Annotated in this window: 12 protein-coding genes and 1 pseudogene; 6 read left to right on the top strand and 7 right to left on the bottom strand. The window is 37.9% G+C overall.

The genetic code is table 11. The features are described 5' to 3' along the window. The first annotated feature begins 265 nt into the window (after window positions 1–265). Window positions 266–1,700: pseudogene (locus tag DOK79_RS08470) on the top strand (IS1182 family transposase). 65 nt (window positions 1,701–1,765) lie between these two features. On the opposite strand, the gene trhA reads toward DOK79_RS08470, so the two are convergent. From trhA to DOK79_RS08440, 6 genes are all read right to left on the bottom strand, one after another. Next, the gene (gene trhA, locus DOK79_RS08465; RefSeq protein ID WP_206856717.1) at window positions 1,766–2,407 is read right to left on the bottom strand and encodes a PAQR family membrane homeostasis protein TrhA; all 642 of its coding nucleotides are present in this window, start codon (window positions 2,405–2,407) and stop codon (window positions 1,766–1,768) included. Window positions 2,408–2,498: 91 nt separating this feature from the next. Further along, the gene (locus tag DOK79_RS08460; protein ID WP_206856718.1) at window positions 2,499–3,344 is read right to left on the bottom strand and encodes a class C sortase; all 846 of its coding nucleotides are present in this window, start codon (window positions 3,342–3,344) and stop codon (window positions 2,499–2,501) included. Window positions 3,345–3,383: 39 nt separating this feature from the next. Next, entirely contained in the window at window positions 3,384–5,249 is a 1,866-nt protein-coding gene (locus DOK79_RS08455; RefSeq protein ID WP_206856720.1) for a SpaA isopeptide-forming pilin-related protein, read from the bottom strand. Then, a complete protein-coding gene (locus DOK79_RS08450; protein ID WP_206856728.1) occupies window positions 5,239–6,030 on the bottom strand; it encodes a SpaA isopeptide-forming pilin-related protein in 792 nt (263 codons plus the stop codon). The genes DOK79_RS08455 and DOK79_RS08450 overlap by 11 nt, the downstream gene beginning before the upstream one ends. Window positions 6,031–6,077: 47 nt before the next feature. Then, window positions 6,078–6,593: a pilin N-terminal domain-containing protein gene (locus DOK79_RS08445; RefSeq protein ID WP_206856729.1), complete on the bottom strand. Its 516-nt coding sequence runs from the start codon at window positions 6,591–6,593 to the stop codon at window positions 6,078–6,080. Beyond that, window positions 6,586–10,035: a vWA domain-containing protein gene (locus DOK79_RS08440; protein WP_206856734.1), complete on the bottom strand. Its 3,450-nt coding sequence runs from the start codon at window positions 10,033–10,035 to the stop codon at window positions 6,586–6,588. Before DOK79_RS08440 ends, DOK79_RS08445 begins: the two co-directional genes overlap by 8 nt. A gap of 353 nt (window positions 10,036–10,388) precedes the next feature. Between DOK79_RS08440 and DOK79_RS08435 the strand changes: the two genes are divergently transcribed. Next, complete coding sequence (locus tag DOK79_RS08435; RefSeq protein ID WP_206856735.1) at window positions 10,389–11,885, top strand: helix-turn-helix domain-containing protein; 1,497 nt, start codon at window positions 10,389–10,391, stop codon at window positions 11,883–11,885. Window positions 11,886–11,945: 60 nt separating this feature from the next. Here the strand turns inward: DOK79_RS08435 and efp are convergent, their stop codons facing one another. After that, on the bottom strand, window positions 11,946–12,506 hold the full coding sequence (efp, locus tag DOK79_RS08430) for an elongation factor P (RefSeq protein WP_206856737.1): 561 nt from the start codon (window positions 12,504–12,506) through the stop codon (window positions 11,946–11,948). 374 nt (window positions 12,507–12,880) lie between these two features. On the opposite strand from efp, the gene DOK79_RS08425 reads away from it, so the two are divergent. The 4 genes from DOK79_RS08425 (at window position 12,881) to DOK79_RS08410 (ending at window position 16,290) form a co-directional block, all read left to right on the top strand. Next, on the top strand, window positions 12,881–13,798 hold the full coding sequence (locus DOK79_RS08425; protein ID WP_206856740.1) for a pyridoxal-phosphate dependent enzyme: 918 nt from the start codon (window positions 12,881–12,883) through the stop codon (window positions 13,796–13,798). Between the two features lie 48 nt (window positions 13,799–13,846). Further along, window positions 13,847–14,995 carry a cystathionine gamma-synthase gene (locus tag DOK79_RS08420; RefSeq protein WP_206856742.1) on the top strand — a complete coding sequence of 383 codons (1,149 nt, stop codon included), beginning with the start codon at window positions 13,847–13,849 and terminating at the stop codon, window positions 14,993–14,995. Between the two features lie 151 nt (window positions 14,996–15,146). Then, window positions 15,147–15,605 carry an S-ribosylhomocysteine lyase gene (locus DOK79_RS08415; protein ID WP_206856743.1) on the top strand — a complete coding sequence of 153 codons (459 nt, stop codon included), beginning with the start codon at window positions 15,147–15,149 and terminating at the stop codon, window positions 15,603–15,605. A 214-nt stretch (window positions 15,606–15,819) separates the two neighbouring features. Next, window positions 15,820–16,290 carry a glutathione peroxidase gene (locus tag DOK79_RS08410; RefSeq protein ID WP_206856744.1) on the top strand — a complete coding sequence of 157 codons (471 nt, stop codon included), beginning with the start codon at window positions 15,820–15,822 and terminating at the stop codon, window positions 16,288–16,290. Window positions 16,291–16,366: the final 76 nt, after the last annotated feature.

Raw genomic sequence — 16,366 nt, 5'->3', positions numbered from 1 at the left:
TTATTTGAATAATATTAAACAAATTTGTTTGAATTGTCTAGTTTAAATCGCTATTTTCTGTAAAAATGTTTATTTTTTCAATTTTATTGTATAACTCGCAACCTAAATAAAAAAACAAGTATTATTTTCACATGATTTTCTTAGAATGCACAAAAAAACTGACTATTGGTTTAGTCAGTTTCAGATTGTAGACAAAGTACTTATTTATAGTGCTTTGTCTTTTTTTATACGTTAAAATAAAACTATGAATTGGAGGTGTAACCCGATGCTCTCAAAACAAGATATGAGTAAGCGTGCACAGATGGGCTTTTTTGCTCTTGAGGACTTAGTTCCCCAAGACCATTTATTACGACAAATGGATCAGTTTATTGATTTTTCTTTTATTTACGATTTGGTAAAAGATAAATATGATGAAACCCAAGGACGGCCAAGCTTAGATCCCGTTCTTCTGATTAAGTTACCGATGATTCAATACTTTTTTGGTATTAAAAGCATGAGACAAACCATCAAAGAAATTGAAGTGAACAACGCGTATCGATGGTTTTTGGGGTTAGGGTTAGAAGATGCAGTTCCTCATTTTTCTACATTTGGTAAAAACTATACGAGACGGTTCAAAGGAACCACTACGTTTGAACAAATCTTTTATGAGATTTTAGCACAATGTATGACGGAAGGAATCGTTGATACCTCTGAAATTTTTATTGATGGGACGCATATTAAAGCACATGCGAATCGAAACAAGAAAGAATCCGTCGAAGTGATGGATCAAGCCTTCTTTTATACGGAAAAATTGACAAAAGAAATTGAAAAAGATCGAGAAAAACGCCTAAAAAAGCCCTTAAAAGAAACAAACGCAGGAACTAAAATGGCCATGAAAAAAACAAGTACTACTGATCCCGAAAGTGGTTGGTTTCATAAAGGTGAGCATAAAGAAGTTTTTGCATATAGCGCACAAGTGGCATGTGATAAAAACGGCTGGATACTAGGTTATACGACCCACCCAGGAAACTTACATGATAGTCGTACGTTTATTTCTTTATTTAAAAAGCTCAAAGGAGCTTTTACTTTAGATAAATTGATTATGGATGCTGGGTATAAAACGCCAGCAATCGCACAATTACTTCTCGAAGAAAATCTGACCCCTGTTTTCCCTTATAAACGACCAATGACGAAAGCGGGCTATTTCAAGAAGAACGACTATGCCTACGATGAATACTATGATTGTTATATCTGTCCTAATGATAAGATCCTCTCTTATTCGACAACCAATCGAAAAGGATATTTAGAATACAAAAGTAATCCAGAAGAATGTAAAAATTGTCCTGTTCTATCTACTTGTACAAATTCAAAAAATCATACAAAAGTCATCACCAGACATATTTGGGCGAAAGCAATCGAACGATGTGAGGAAATACGTCATCAAAGAAGTTTTAAAGACCTATAGAAAAAGAAAAGAAACAATTGAACGAATTTTTGGTACAGCAAAGGAATTTCATGGATTACGTTATACGAATCAAATAGGAATAGAAAAAATGCACATGAAAATTGGGCTTACTTTTGCCTGTCTAAATATGAAAAAACTAATAAAAATCAAAAAAGGGCGAGCAGGAAAGGGGTGTTTTTCTTTAGAAAAACAAAGAAATTTCTCTTTTATTCTTAAAATCGTACATATAAAAAAGACAAACCTCATTTTTACATAAGGTTTGTCTACAATCTGAAACTGACTATTGGTTTAGTCAGTTTTTTTGTCGTCCTTTATTCAACATCAATTGCTTACATAAATGGCTAAAAACATCAACGCCGCACCTAACATGACAAATAAATGCCAAATCACATGAGTGAATCTTCTGCTTTTCATACTGTAAAAGAGTGAGCCTACAGAATAAGCGATTCCTCCAGCAACTAATAGTAGCAAGCCAGTCAAATCGATATTCTGATAAAGCTTAGGTAATACAACGATGATCGCCCAGCCCATCACATTGTAGATGATCGTTGAAACTTTCGATACTTTATTTGTTTTCGTTAACGTCAAACATTTATAAATAATCCCGATCACTGCGGTTGCCCAGATGATACTAAGTAAGATCAGACCCGTCGTTCCTTGTACGACTAGGAGACAAAATGGCGTATAGGTCCCTGCGATCAAGAGATAGATCGAACAATGATCAAATACTTGGAACACTTTCTTTGCCTTCGTAAAAATCAGGCTATGAAATAAGGTCGAGGAAAAGAAAAGCAGAAAAAGTGAACTACCATAAATCGCAAAAGCGACATAATCTAAGGTCGTATGGGCTCGATCCATCAGCAGATTAAAGCAAAGCAGACTTAATAAGGCTGCGATCCCATGTGTCACTGCATTTAATACTTCATTGACGATTTGGTACTTTCGACTAAATTCTATCTCCATCTTGATCCACTCCGTTTCATTTGTTCTATTTCATTATACACGATGGATTTGCTGTTTACAAAAACTTTTACATCTAGTTTCTAAAACTATATCATTTTTTAAACACTTTTGTAAAATATTTTATCAGCATCACCAAAAATAGCAACAAAAGCACACTGATCAAGGCATTCACCCGTAAAAAGTTCGACCTTTTTGCTTGTTTTACTTTTGCTAATGAAGCCACTATCTCTTCTTGTTCAACAGCGATTCTGTGTCCGCGCACCAATAAACGGTGACTATTGATCATGTAAGGCGTACAAGTAACGAGGGTCACTAAATCTTGATTCTCTTGGATTTGAAGTGCTTCTGTCTCAGTAGGTGCTACAGTTTTGATTTGATCGACTTGATACGCAAGATACTGTCCATTGATTTCAATAAAAAAGCGATCTCCGATTCGTAATCGAGGCAAATCGGTGAATAATTTTGCCTGTGGCAAGCCTCGGTGGCTAGAAAGTACCGCATGTGTCGATAAGCCTCCGATGGGATAAGAGGTGTTTTCAAGTAAACATGCGCCTTTTTCCAATAATTTCGATGTCGTTTGATCAAAAATCGGCAAGTTGACATTGATTTTGGGGATCGTCAAAACACCAACGGTATGTGACGCAATATAAGATTTCAGAGATTTTTGATCTTCTTCTTTTTTTGTAGAGAATGGCTCTGCTTCTGGTAAGACTTCCTTTGACGCTAGCTTTTTATTTTTTTCAAGCATCTCCTTTTGCAAATCGGCAATCACTGATGCATGTTCAGCTTTTGCCTTTTTCTGATAGTTTTTGATGACTTGTTGATCGAGATAATCATTCAGCGTATCACTGACGAAAGGATAAGCTAAGCTGAGGACGCCGATAAAAAATACCGAGAGCATGATCAGATCTAACATACGTCTTTTCTTTTGCTTCATTTTATTCCCCTCAGCTATCCGTTTATTCTTTGTTTGAGATTATTCCGCTTTTTGTCTTTTCATCCAATAGATACCTACTATCGTCAGTAACATGACACCTAAACCAATATACAATGAAATCCCTTTGCCACCAGTTTCTGGTAAGGTTCCTTTGTGTTTGTTTGGTACTTTTTCTGGCGTAATCAATTCACCTGCAACCGCATAGGATTGCTGATCTACCTTAAAAGCAATTCGTTCAGTTAATTTCACATAATTGTTTGGTGCTTTTGTTTCTTCTAGATAATAAGTTCCATAAGACAATCCTGTGATATCAACTAATCCATCACTTGTTGACGTAAAAATCGTAGCTTCTTCCTGTGAAGTCGTCCAGGTCACTGCTTTTGTTACTGGATCAATGACTAAATACTTCGCTGTCGTTGCATCTTGATCACGTACCACAAACGAAGCCTCTGCTAGTGGTTTTACATCAGCTACTGCTCCATCTACTTTAATGAATCGTTTGCCACCTGTCAGTACTTCAACCGTTGGTGGTGTTTGATCTGTCGTATGCCCCGTATCAACATTTGCTTTATTGTTATACCCTTGCGCTGGTTCCGCTAATTGATTCAAATACATATAATAGACAAAGCGCAACGTACCGCCTGGAGTCAATGAAGGGATATACGTTGGATTAATTGCCACTGTAAAGCCATTGGTTTGTTCGCTGATCTGATAATTTTTAGGTGCAATCAACTGGTCACCATCATATAGAGCATAGCTTGTCTCACCTGTCGACTGGTTCATAAATGTTAATGCTGAATCATGGGTATCAATCAATTGGAAGGTGGTATACTTATTATCTGAACCTTCTTTATCCGCAATCCCAACAGGTATATTGACCTTTATTTCATAATTGATCGGCTCACCGATTGCTACATCTTGCCCATCCAATTGTGGTGTCGTTTTTTCTACGTTCGTCGTATCGTTTTTCACTGTGAGTTCAACTGGTGTTTGATTGCCGGCAACGATTGTAAATGGTGTCGTCGTCTGCTCCGTGATCATCGCCGCATTTTCAGGTGCTTTTACTTCCTCTAGCACATAATTTCCGACCTCTAAGCTGGTGACGAGCAATTGCCCTTGCTCTGCCTCTTTTTCAACAAAATCTTCTTCACCTATTTCATAGCTTTTTCCACTGACAAAATGTTTCGCCTTTGATTTGTCTGTCGTCCATGTATACATCCCTTGTGCTACGCTTTGGATATATTTTTTTGCTCCTGACTCTTCTTTGACGAGAATAAATTCTGCCCCGTTCAATGCTTCTCCTTCAGCAGAACCGATTTTTTTAACGTTCAGTGTCCCATTATTTTCAACGATATTTTTAGGATATAAATGGATCGTCTCGAGCTCTTCTGTTCCGTATCGGTAAGAGCCGTCTGCTTGTTTGATCAATTCATAGACTGGAAAAGCCACTACCATGTTCGCACTAGCAGTCACTCCTGATTTGGCTTCTTCTTCAATCACATAGACCGCATCTTTTCCAGCTTGCTGTTTAGGCAAGGAGAAAGAAAGATCGCCATTCGCGTTTGTAGTACCTGAAACAAGCGCTGTACCAGAAGTCTGTGATTGCACCAAAGTTTTTGCTTCTTCAATCGATGCTCCGTTTTTTCTTGCTTCAGCAAATGCTTCGGTCACATCATACACATGGAATGTGATATCAGCTAGTCCTTGATATTCATTGAACTCAGCCATTTCTTTCCCTGTATTTTGGATGTTTTGTACGGGAAAATCTAACATTTTCTTTTTGTGTAGCACTACTTCTGCTTCAGTTCCTTCAGCAAATACATGCTGGATCGGAAACAACGCAACCAACGAAAGTACTGAAATAAAACATAGTAATAATGATTTAAGATTTTTGCTATTCTTCATTCTTCTTACTCCTGTTCTTTTGATAAATAATGAAACTCCCTATGATCAATACACCACCAAAAATACCAACACTGATTTTTTCTTCATTTGTTCTAGGAAATAAAAAGGGAGTTTCTTTTTTCTTATTGGTGATTTTCAAGGGTTCGCTCGGCTGTCCGTTGATTGCATAAGACATGTTTTTGACGGTAAATGAGACAGCAGACGGATTTTTTTCATACCCTTTTGGTGCTTTGATTTCTTCGAGCAAATATTCTCCGTCTTCTAAGCCAGAGATGGAAAACAAGCCATTGCGATCAGACGTCAATGTTAGTGCACCTCTGGCTCGTCTTTTCCAATCATATTTTCCATCTTTCACATGAAGGTATTCTTCTTGTTGATTTTTGACCAAGAATAGCGCATCTTCCAGCGCCTGATATTCCTGATCTGCTGTGATTTTTTGAAACCACTTTCCTCCGGTTCGAATGTAAGTGCTTTGTACTAATGATTCAGTTCCGATATCTAATGTGGCTTGGTTGATGATTGGTTGATCGGCGATTGCTCCATCTAGTAATCGCATTTGATAGTCGACCTTTACAGTTTTACCAGCTAGCTCTTGCAAGTCTTGACCACTAAAGGCAAGGCTGAATCCTTGGCTATGACTATGGAGCGTAAGTTTTTTCAATCGTTTATTTTCACTGTAGACCTCTAGAGTTTCAGACAATAACTCCAATTCTTTCGCGGCATTGTCAGTAACGACACACGTTTCTTCAATTGCTATCTCCTCAGGAAACTGGATTTCCAATCGATAGCAAATACGCTCGCCAATTGAATAATCATTTTTTTCTTCAATTAGTTTTTTTCAAAGTCGATCGTAGATGCTTCCTGACTCAGCTTAGGGTAAAGATGAACTTCTTTTTGTGGGTGATCATCTGAATCATAAAGCGGTAAAACAATCACTAAGTTTTGCGTTTCCATTAAAGCGTCTGAAAAACAAGTAGTTTCATTCACTAAATAAACATTCCCTGTTTGATTGGTAGACTCACACAGGTCGAAGATTACTATGTCTTCACCTTTGTCGCTTGTTTTTGTCTGCTTTTCCATTAGAAATGAGCCAGCCGAGGTTCCTTGTCGGGCAATGATTTGTTGCGTTTCTTCAACCGTGAAACCTTTATTTCGTAATTGATAAAATGCCTTTGTCACATCATAAACGGCAAAACTTGCTTTTTCGTTCGTTTGTTTGTCCGATACAAGGTCGGCAGTATGAACAATCAATTGAACCCTCTCTTCTGTTTGAGCAGTACTCTTTGCAGACCCAATAATCAATAGAAACGGAAGCATCAACAAAAGCCAATATTTTTTACTCACTTGATATGCCCCCTCGATTGTTCATCAAAAAGTAAATGATGAATGAACCGATGGCACTTAGGCTTAGTAAAAGGAAACCAAGTCGGCCAGCTCCTCCTGTTTCTGGCAAAGGGATCAACGCCTGATTGGTGATTGCCAAATGAATTTGGTTATTTTTACTGCCACTTTGTAGTTGAACTTCTGTTGGTTCGCCAGCTACCGTCACTTTTCCATCTGTTTGGATAACAATTTGCAAAGGTTTCTCCAAGCCTAAATAACCTTCTGGCGTTTTGATTTCCTCTAATGTGTACTCCCCAGGTTCAAGGTTCTTAAAAACAAACGTATCGATTGCTGTTTCATCACTTGGTAATTCGCTTTGTCCAGTTGGACCAGATAATCTGAAAACTGCCCCTTTTAAAGCTTGACCTGTATCTGTTTTCTTTAGAATCGTTAAATCAAACGGTTTGATTTGATTGTGATGCGTCAATGTCCAAACTGCTGACTCTTCCACATTTTCTTCGTCATATATAATCGTTCCATAAGGATCAACTTTAAATGTGTAATTTCCTGGAACGGTATCGTAGCCACTCGGTCCTGCCGTCTCTACTAAGCGATAGTCTCCTGCTTTTTGTATCATGAATTCTGCCAATCCTGAGGACGAGGTCACTTCCTCTTTTAAGGTTCGATAGCTTCCAGTATCTTCTTTTAGTTGTAATGCAAAAGTCGCTCCTGCCAAGTTTACTTTTTGCTGGTCTTTTTCGGTGTACTTTCTGATCGCTACCGGAAGCTCTGAAAATGGATTTTCGATCGTCAATTGAATCACTTGATCAACAACTGTTGCTTTTTGATCATCTACTGTTACTTCTCCGGTTTTAGAAATAGTAATCGCCCATGTTTGCTTTTCTGCTTTTTCATGTCCAGCGGGTGCGCTAACTTCTGTCAATGTATAGGATTTTTCTTTTTCCAATCGTATCTCTTCTGGCAATGAATAGGTGCCATCCTCATGGTCAAGCAACTGGATATCTTTTCCTTCAATCGTTATTCGGAATACTGCTCCTTTTAAGGGGTGATCATCTGAGGAAGATGTCTTAATGATTTTTAAATCTAACGGAACAAATTGTTTCGTATTTTTCCAAGTTGTTGCATTGACTTTTTCTGAGTCGTAGCCTGGTACGTTTAATTCGTTCACAGCCTCATAATGAAATTCTTGTCCTTGATTGTTGTATTTTGGTAAGCTGAGCGTTTCACGACTTGCTTTATCGGTTTCTAACAGTTTGGTGATGTTCTTTCGTTCCCAAACATTCGTGTCATCCTTTTCAGGCTGACGCAGTTGCACATAGCCACTTTCCCAGCTAGACGGGGTAGTGACCCCTGTCCGTTTGATTTCATAGATCACTTTTTCTGGTCGAGTCGTCGTATCTTGATCAAACTCTTCCCACTCTTTGAAGAAACCAAGGGTAACACTTGGCGCTTTCGCTGACGGAACACCAAATTTTGCAATGTCATCTGAGTCAGACTTCGGCTGAAAAGTTGTTAGGCCGTTCATCTGATACCACTTGTCCGGTTCGAATGTTTTGCTTTCCGTTTGGAGTCTGACTTGATAGTGTAGTTGGAGTTCTTGCCCTTTTTCCAAATAGATCTGTTCGACTTGGATCGTTTGATCCTCGATCGTGAGAATAGGTTCAACGGACAGTGGACTTGTTCCTACACTTTTAACAGAAGCACTTTCTATTTCATAGACGAATGGTTCAACGATTGGATCAGTGATTTTCCCGTTAACAACTGTTCCGGAAAGTTGGACAGCCTTTTTAGCTAAATAATCAGCAATATCCGTAGACTCATTTGCGGATTCATAATATAGCGTACCGTCTTCACCACTGGAAACCATCTTCCGCATCCGGTTTTCTACTTCCTCTTTCGTGATACCTTCTGTTTCATCTCCGTGTAGTTGGATACCTAGACCATGGATTTCGATCCCTCGTTGTTTCAGTGCCATGGCTTCACCGATCGTGGCTGTAAATGTCGAATTGATCCAACGCCATTGGAAATTTTGATCTTTGACTGGTACGAGATAAGGTAGGGAAATTTTTGAAGTATAGTCGGGGTGATCGACATGATCGGTAAAACTTGCGCCATAATAACTCCCGTCTTCTTCAGTCACCACACTGGCTACTTGATATGAACTTGTTGGAACACCGTCTGTTAGTAAAACGATTACTTTTTTATGGCCATTTTGCTCCGATAACATCTCACCTGCTTGACGTAGTCCATTTTGAGTAAACGTACCACCACTTGTTGTCGCTGGCGTTGCTGCTTTGATCTCTTCTTTAACAGAATCAAATCCTGCGATAGGGATCGAGCGGTTCGCGTACCCTTCACTGGAAAAACCAACGTATCCTAAATTGATCTTTTCCGTCACTCCACTTTCTGTTAACGTATCAACAAACCGGTCAATCCCATTTTTTACCTCAACAATACGGTTCTCCTCATTCATACTACCCGACCAGTCAACGACCAATACAACATCCATTGGAGTGATATTTTTTTGGGTATTTCCTCGAACATTCAGGTACAGATCAAATAACCCGGGTGTGGCTGTCTCGTTAGCAAATTTTCGGATAGCGTAATCGGCTTCTTCTTTTTCCCCACCGTATTCGATATAAGAATTGGTCAGATTCGTTGGATTGCCGTCCCATTTAGTCAGCCCATCCCATTGCGCTTGTCCTTGACGATTCCCTTGATGATTTCGGACATTCTCACTATTCTTAGGTTGCCACATCGCTTTCGGATAGGTTCCTTGCTCATCTGTGGTATATTCCGGTTCGATCGTCGGCAAACTTTTGCGATTACTTTCTCCATCAAATAATTGTGGTTGATCAAACGGCCGATATTCTTCTTTGGGTGCGGATGAATCATCTGTTGTATCTTGAATTGTAGAAGAGCTCACGGTTTCAGATGTATCTTCACTTGTTTGTGTAGTTTTCTGCTTCTCGCTATCTATAGAAAAAGAATAAGAAACTGCTTCGGCTAAAAGAAATTGACCTGTTTTTTCTTCAATCTGGATATTGAGTTGAAAATCTTTACTTGTATCCGGTAAATCGATCGTCCATTCTTTTTCAACCACGCCTTGTGAAAAAGCACTACCTACCCATATTTGTTGTTCTTCATCCTTATATTCTTGGTATTCCTGAGAAATAGAAGAAGTAAGCAAATTATTTTCAGGTACATCACTCGGATGTAATTGGAACAGAAAACGCCTTTCTTGATTTTGCTCATTCAGTCGATAAGAAATCGTCAGCTGTTGCCCAGATTGCTTGAGATTTACTTCTCCATATTCATTCTTCAGTACCTCTACCACTCCTTCTTCATTTGCTGCTGCAATCTTTACTTTTTGAGAATATAAATAGGCAATGAAGAATAACGATAAAAGAGTGCAAATGACAAGATATCGTCGCTTTTTCATTTATGGATACCTCCTTAGAAAAACTTTAAAATCCAATTAGATAATATAAAAAAAAGAAAAGATTCACTAATTTTTCCAGATCTCTTCTCTTCGGTTTCTAAATGTTCATTTATAGTTATTTTAAATCGATATCCCTTTTTTAAAATGATTGAACGAATAATGTCCATACGTTATTTAAATCCTTCCACTCTCTCTTTTCTCTCAAAAATCACACCTGTTGAATGATAAATTTGAGACAGCTCCACTTAAAAAATTTCTAAATCCTCTATTGTTTTTTTAGAAAATTGAGACAAGTATTTACAACCGAATTTAAATAAGGTATTAATATTAAAAACAAAAAAGAAGGTGACCAATTGATTGAAAAAATTTTATTAGATGATCATGCCAGAACAAAATTAAGTGTATACGGTAAGTTGATGACATTATCACCAGGTGAATATAGCATGGATGATGTGCGGGAAAACTTAGATTTTCATTTTAGTGCCGTTCGTTTTAAAAAAATCTTATTTGCCATACAAGAAGATTTAGAACAATTCACTGAAATCAAACTGTTACATAGTAAAAACAAGTTATCCATCAATGAACAACTTGTTCAATACACCCAGTATCAACACTACCTTTCTACAGAAAGCGTTCCTTATAAACTATTGATCAGTCTTCTGACAGAACAAGACAAAGACCTTGCTGATTTTTGTAATCGCCACTTTATCAGTCGTTCGACCTGTTTTCGGCAAACTAAAAAATTAGCTGAATATTTGAAAGAATATCAAATCAACTTGAACTTATCGAATCTTACCTTGTCCGGATCTGAGATGTTGATTCGTATCATCTTTTTTAATTTCTTTTGGTTTGTTTCATTAGGGGAAAGTTTGGACATCCTTCCCTTTAGTCAAGAAGTCACTGCGCTGATCTATAAGCATGAAGAAGATTACCATAAGAACAAGTTTGATCTTGGAAAGAAGCAAGCGAGTCTTCACTGTTTGATTTGTTTGACTAGGATCAAAAATAACCATTCGACTGACATTTATAAATTAACAAGAGATTCTTTTATTCCAAGCGGAACAAACATTGACTTCTTTTACGATTTCTTCAAGTTCGCAAATGTTCGTTTAGATATCTTAGAAGTAAACTCGTTGTTCTATTTGTTTTATTATTGGCCGTTCCTTACTTCCAACCAAGATATTCGAATGTCGATCATCCAACATTCCTATCACCAACCAAATAATGAAGTCAAGGATCTTTTAGAAGAGTTCCAGAACCATTGTCAGACATTTATTGGTACATTTCATTTTGAAAAGGAACCCGCTTTGTATTTGAATCTTTACCTTTCTATCGGTAATTTTAGTTTGTTTAGGCAAAAAATCCCTTTGACCACGTTATTTATCTCTTCTTATATTCAAGATAAGTATCCACTTTTACGTATCTTGACCATCAAAATCGAAGGCTTTTGGAAAAAAATTGCTCAACGAAAGAATTACACATGGCTGAAAGCATGTATCAGTGAATTAGCTTTTATCCAAGCGTGTTTACTTTATCCGTATTATTCAGAAATCGATGAGAATTATAAGTTGAACGTTGGTTTCATCAATGTTTCAGAGCATTTGATTTCCGCTGAGATCTTGAATCTAGGCAAAAAGATTCCCTTTGTCGATATCGAGCAGCTAACACTGCCGATCACTGAAGAATATGACTTTTTTATCTTCGGCTCCCCACTACTGATTCCTAAAGGGCTTGATCCTTCTAAATATACGGTCCTTGACTTTTGTCATTATAGTGACTTTGAGACAGAGCTGTATCAACGTCTACTAGAAGTCCATCATCTCAAGTTGCAAACGTTGTTCTCCGATTGATTTATCTATGTAAAAAAAGCTTTTAAGCACGATGCTTAAAAGCTTTTTGGCTATACTCGATTATTTCGCACGTTTTACGTATGAACCTTCTGCTGTATTGATTTCTAATAATTCATCCGTTTCGATGAAGTCAGGAACGTTGACTACTAAGCCTGTTTCCATTGTTGCAGGTTTACCAGAACCAGTAACTGTCGCACCTTTGATCGATGGTTGTGTATCAACAACACGCAACACAACAGTTGTTGGTAATTGAACACCGATTACTTCGCTACCGAAGAATTGGATTTTTACTTCCATGTTTTCTAAGATGAATTTCATTTCTTCAGCAACAGTTTCTACAGGGATCTCATATTGTTCATATGTTTCTAGATCCATAAAGAATGCTGTGTCATCCATTGTATATAAGTATTGGACTGGTTTTGTGTCGATGTGCGCTTTTTCGAATTTTTCATCTGGTCTTAAAGTTGTGTCATAAGTTGCGCCAGTACGAACATCTTTCAGTTTCATACGCATCACAGTATTTCCTTTACCAGGTTTGTGATGGCTTGCATCTATTACTTTGATCAATTTTCCGTCTTGGACAAATGTCATTCCGGCTTTTAAATCGCTTGCTGAGATCATTATTTTTGCTCCTTTTTATCTTAATCATAATCACCCTTATTGTATCAGACAAACGTTGATAAGACTAGAAAATTATTGTTTTTGAAATTTTACTCTTTGACTTTCTTGTTTATTCATGCTATTTTTAGTTAAATCACTATTGGAGGGATAAACATGGCGATCAATTACTCAAAACAATTGAAGTATTGTTGTTGTATGGTGTGTAAAAACAGCATACTGTTTGCCATGTCTATTAATTGCCCTTCATAGTTGAACGAAAGATCTCTTTCTGTCGTGAAAGTGTTTTCTTTCTTAGTCTTTCAATTTATGATCTTACAAGGAGCTGATTAATTAGTCAGCTCCTTTTTTATTTTACTTTTTGGAGGTTTGGATTCGTGATCATCTCATCAATTACTGAAGCAATCGGGCATACGCCCATCTATCAATTTACTGCAAAAGATTTTCCTATGCCCAAAGATTCTGTGATCTATGCAAAACTGGAATACTTGAATCCTGGCGGCAGTATCAAAGATCGTTTAGGTTTGTATTTACTATCCTCTGGGCTTGAAAGCGGAAAAATCGATCAAGATACAACGATTATCGAACCGACTGCCGGAAATACAGGAATCGGTTTAGGCCTGGCAGCTTTAAAATTCAAGCTAAAAACAATTTTTGTCGTACCAGAAAAATTTAGTATCGAAAAGCAAAAAATCATGCAAGCGCTAGGTGCAACGATCGTACACACACCTACCGAAGAAGGAATCGTTGGTGCTATTGAAAAAAGTAAACAATTAGCTTCTGAGATCCCAAATAGTTACGTACCCTTGCAATTTGAAAATCCAGACAATCCAGCAACCTATTATCAAACATTGGGACCCGAACTCATCGAAGAATTAGCTGGAAATATCGGCAGCTTTGTTGCTGGAATCGGCAGTGGTGGTACATTTGCGGGAACAGCAAAATTTCTAAAAGAACGTATCCCTGAACTTCGTTTGATCGGTGTGGAGCCAGAAGGATCGATCTTGAATGGCGGGCCTTCACATGGACATGAGATTGAAGGAATCGGTGTTGAATTTGTTCCACCGTTCCTCGATGATTTGCCAATTGATCAGTTTGAAACCATTTCTGACGCCGAAGGATTTGCTTACACCCGTCAACTTGCAAAAGAGCATGGCTTGTTAGTAGGCAGCTCAAGTGGTGCCGCTTTTGCAGCAGCCTTGAAAGAAGCGCAACGTCTACCAAATGGTCAGGCAATCCTCACCATTTTTCCAGATACATCAGACCGTTACTTATCGAAAAATATTTATCTGTGAGCAATCATCCAAACAATAAACTTAATGAAGAAATTGGAGGAAACATTTATGCATATTCAAACAAAACTTATCCATGGTGGTATTAGTGAAGATCCAACAACAGGAGCAGTCAGTGTGCCGATCTACCAAACATCGACTTATCGTCAAAATGCGGTAGGACAACCTAAAGAATACGAATATTCACGTTCAGGTAATCCAACACGTTTTGCTTTAGAAGAATTGATCGCAGATTTAGAAGGTGGCGTTCGTGGCTTTGCATTTGCCTCTGGCTTGGCAGGAATCCATGCCGTATTTTCTTTATTTCAATCAGGCGATCATATCCTTTTGGGTGATGATGTCTACGGAGGAACTTTCCGCTTATTTGACAATGTACTCACAAAAAATGGCTTACAGTATACTATTGTCGATACAAGTAATCTTGCACAGATTGAACAAGCGATCCAGGAAAACACAAAAGCATTGTACCTAGAAACCCCAAGTAATCCCCTACTAAAAATCACTGATTTGAAAGCAGGAGCAGAAATTGCAAAAAAACATGATCTATTAACGATCGTAGATAACACATTTGCTACACCTTACTTCCAGAAACCTTTAGAATTGGGCGCAGATATCGTTTTACACAGTGGAACGAAGTATCTAGGTGGGCATAGTGATGTCGTTGCTGGCTTAGTAACGACAAATGATCAAGCATTGGCGGACCAAATCGGCTACTATCAAAATGCAATCGGTAGTGTGTTAGGCCCACAAGATAGTTGGTTGATGCAACGTGGCATCAAAACGCTAAGTGTCCGAATGGAAGAACACCAAAAAAATGCCTTTGCAGTAGCTGAATTATTAGCGAACCATCCCGAAGTCGAAGCAGTCTATTATCCTGGACTAACTACTCATCATAATCACGAGATCGCCAAAGAACAGATGTCCGGCTATAGTGGAATGGTTTCATTTACTTTGAAAAACGATGCGGATGCTATTCCTTTTGTGGAATCATTGAGATTATTCATTTTAGCTGAGAGTCTAGGAGGGGTAGAAAGTTTAGTTGAAATCCCTTCTGTCATGACGCATTCTTCTGTTCCTAAAGAAAAGCGTGAAAAAGCTGGGATCAAGGATGGACTGATTCGTTTATCTGTTGGAATCGAGTATGCCCAAGATCTTTTAGATGATTTGACGCAAGCATTTGTACAAATGAAAAATCACTGATTCACCTTATCCAGAAAGAATCGAAAAAAATCAGTCAGTTTTATACACCTTCCCTTCAATTAGTGTTAGAATTTAAATAAATCAACTAATCTTTTTTGAGGATTTCTATTTTCCAAAAAAGAGACAATAAGTGAGTTAGGAGTAATTCAATATGAAAATGAATGTCGAAAGTTTTAATTTAGATCACCGTAAAGTGAAAGCACCTTATGTCCGTGTAGCCGACCGCAAAACAGGTGAACATGGCGATTTGATCATCAAATACGATGTGCGTTTCAAACAACCAAACAAAGAACATATGGATATGGCTGGTTTACATTCTTTAGAACATTTAACTGCCGAAAACATCCGTAATCATGCAGATTATATCGTCGACTGGTCACCAATGGGCTGCCAAACAGGTTTTTATCTAACTGTCATCAACCATGAAAATTATGACGAGATCTTAGACGTGTTAGAAAAAACGATGGAAGATGTGCTACAAGCAACAGAAGTTCCAGCAAGCAATGAGATCCAATGTGGCTGGGCTGCAAACCATACATTAGAAGGTGCGCAAGCTTTAGCTCGCGAATTTTTAGCAAAACGAGATGAATGGTCAGACGTTGGCGTATAAATAGACGCTTAGCTTATTTTAGAATAACGGAAATGAAGCCAAAAGAAGGCTACATTTTCTAGATATAAACCGTAAAAGCAACAAATAGCGTGGCCTATTTTTAGCTTTTGCGGTTTAAATTTAATCATTTTTATACTAATTTGAGTTTAGCAAGAAGCAAGCTACTGCTATCACTAGTTTACGAAGGAATAACGTTTAAAGGAGGAAATAATCGATGAATATTTACGATTTTGATGTCACATTAGAAGATGGTACAACTTACTCATTGGATAAATACAAGGGACAACCAATGATCATCGTCAATACTGCAACAAAATGTGGTTTAGCTCCACAGTTCGAACAGTTGGAGGAACTTTATCAGACCTATCAGGAAAAAGGCTTAGTCGTGTTGGGCTTTCCTTCGAATCAATTCAAACAGGAAGTCTTTTCTGCAAATGATGCTGCCGAGGCCTGTCGCACAACTTATGGCGTCACATTCCCTATGCATCAACTAACAGTGATCAATGGGGCGGATGCTGATCCTTTATTTGATTACTTAAAAGAACAAGCACCGGGGACCTTGACTCCAGCAATCAAATGGAATTTCACAAAATTCCTTATTGATAAAGATGGGCAAGTCATTGAACGTTTTGCGCCAAAAACTTCTCCCTTAAAAATGAAAGAATCAATCGAAGCGATTATTTAATCAATAATAGAGTGATCAACTTTTTCGGATTTAAAAAATAGCTTCATTTTCATTTTGAGAAACAACTACCATTAAC

The sequence above is a fragment of the Enterococcus sp. DIV1094 genome, from assembly GCF_017316305.2.
GTDB lineage: Bacteria > Bacillota > Bacilli > Lactobacillales > Enterococcaceae > Enterococcus_B > Enterococcus_B mangumiae.
This window is presented reverse-complemented; position numbering and strand designations above follow the sequence as displayed.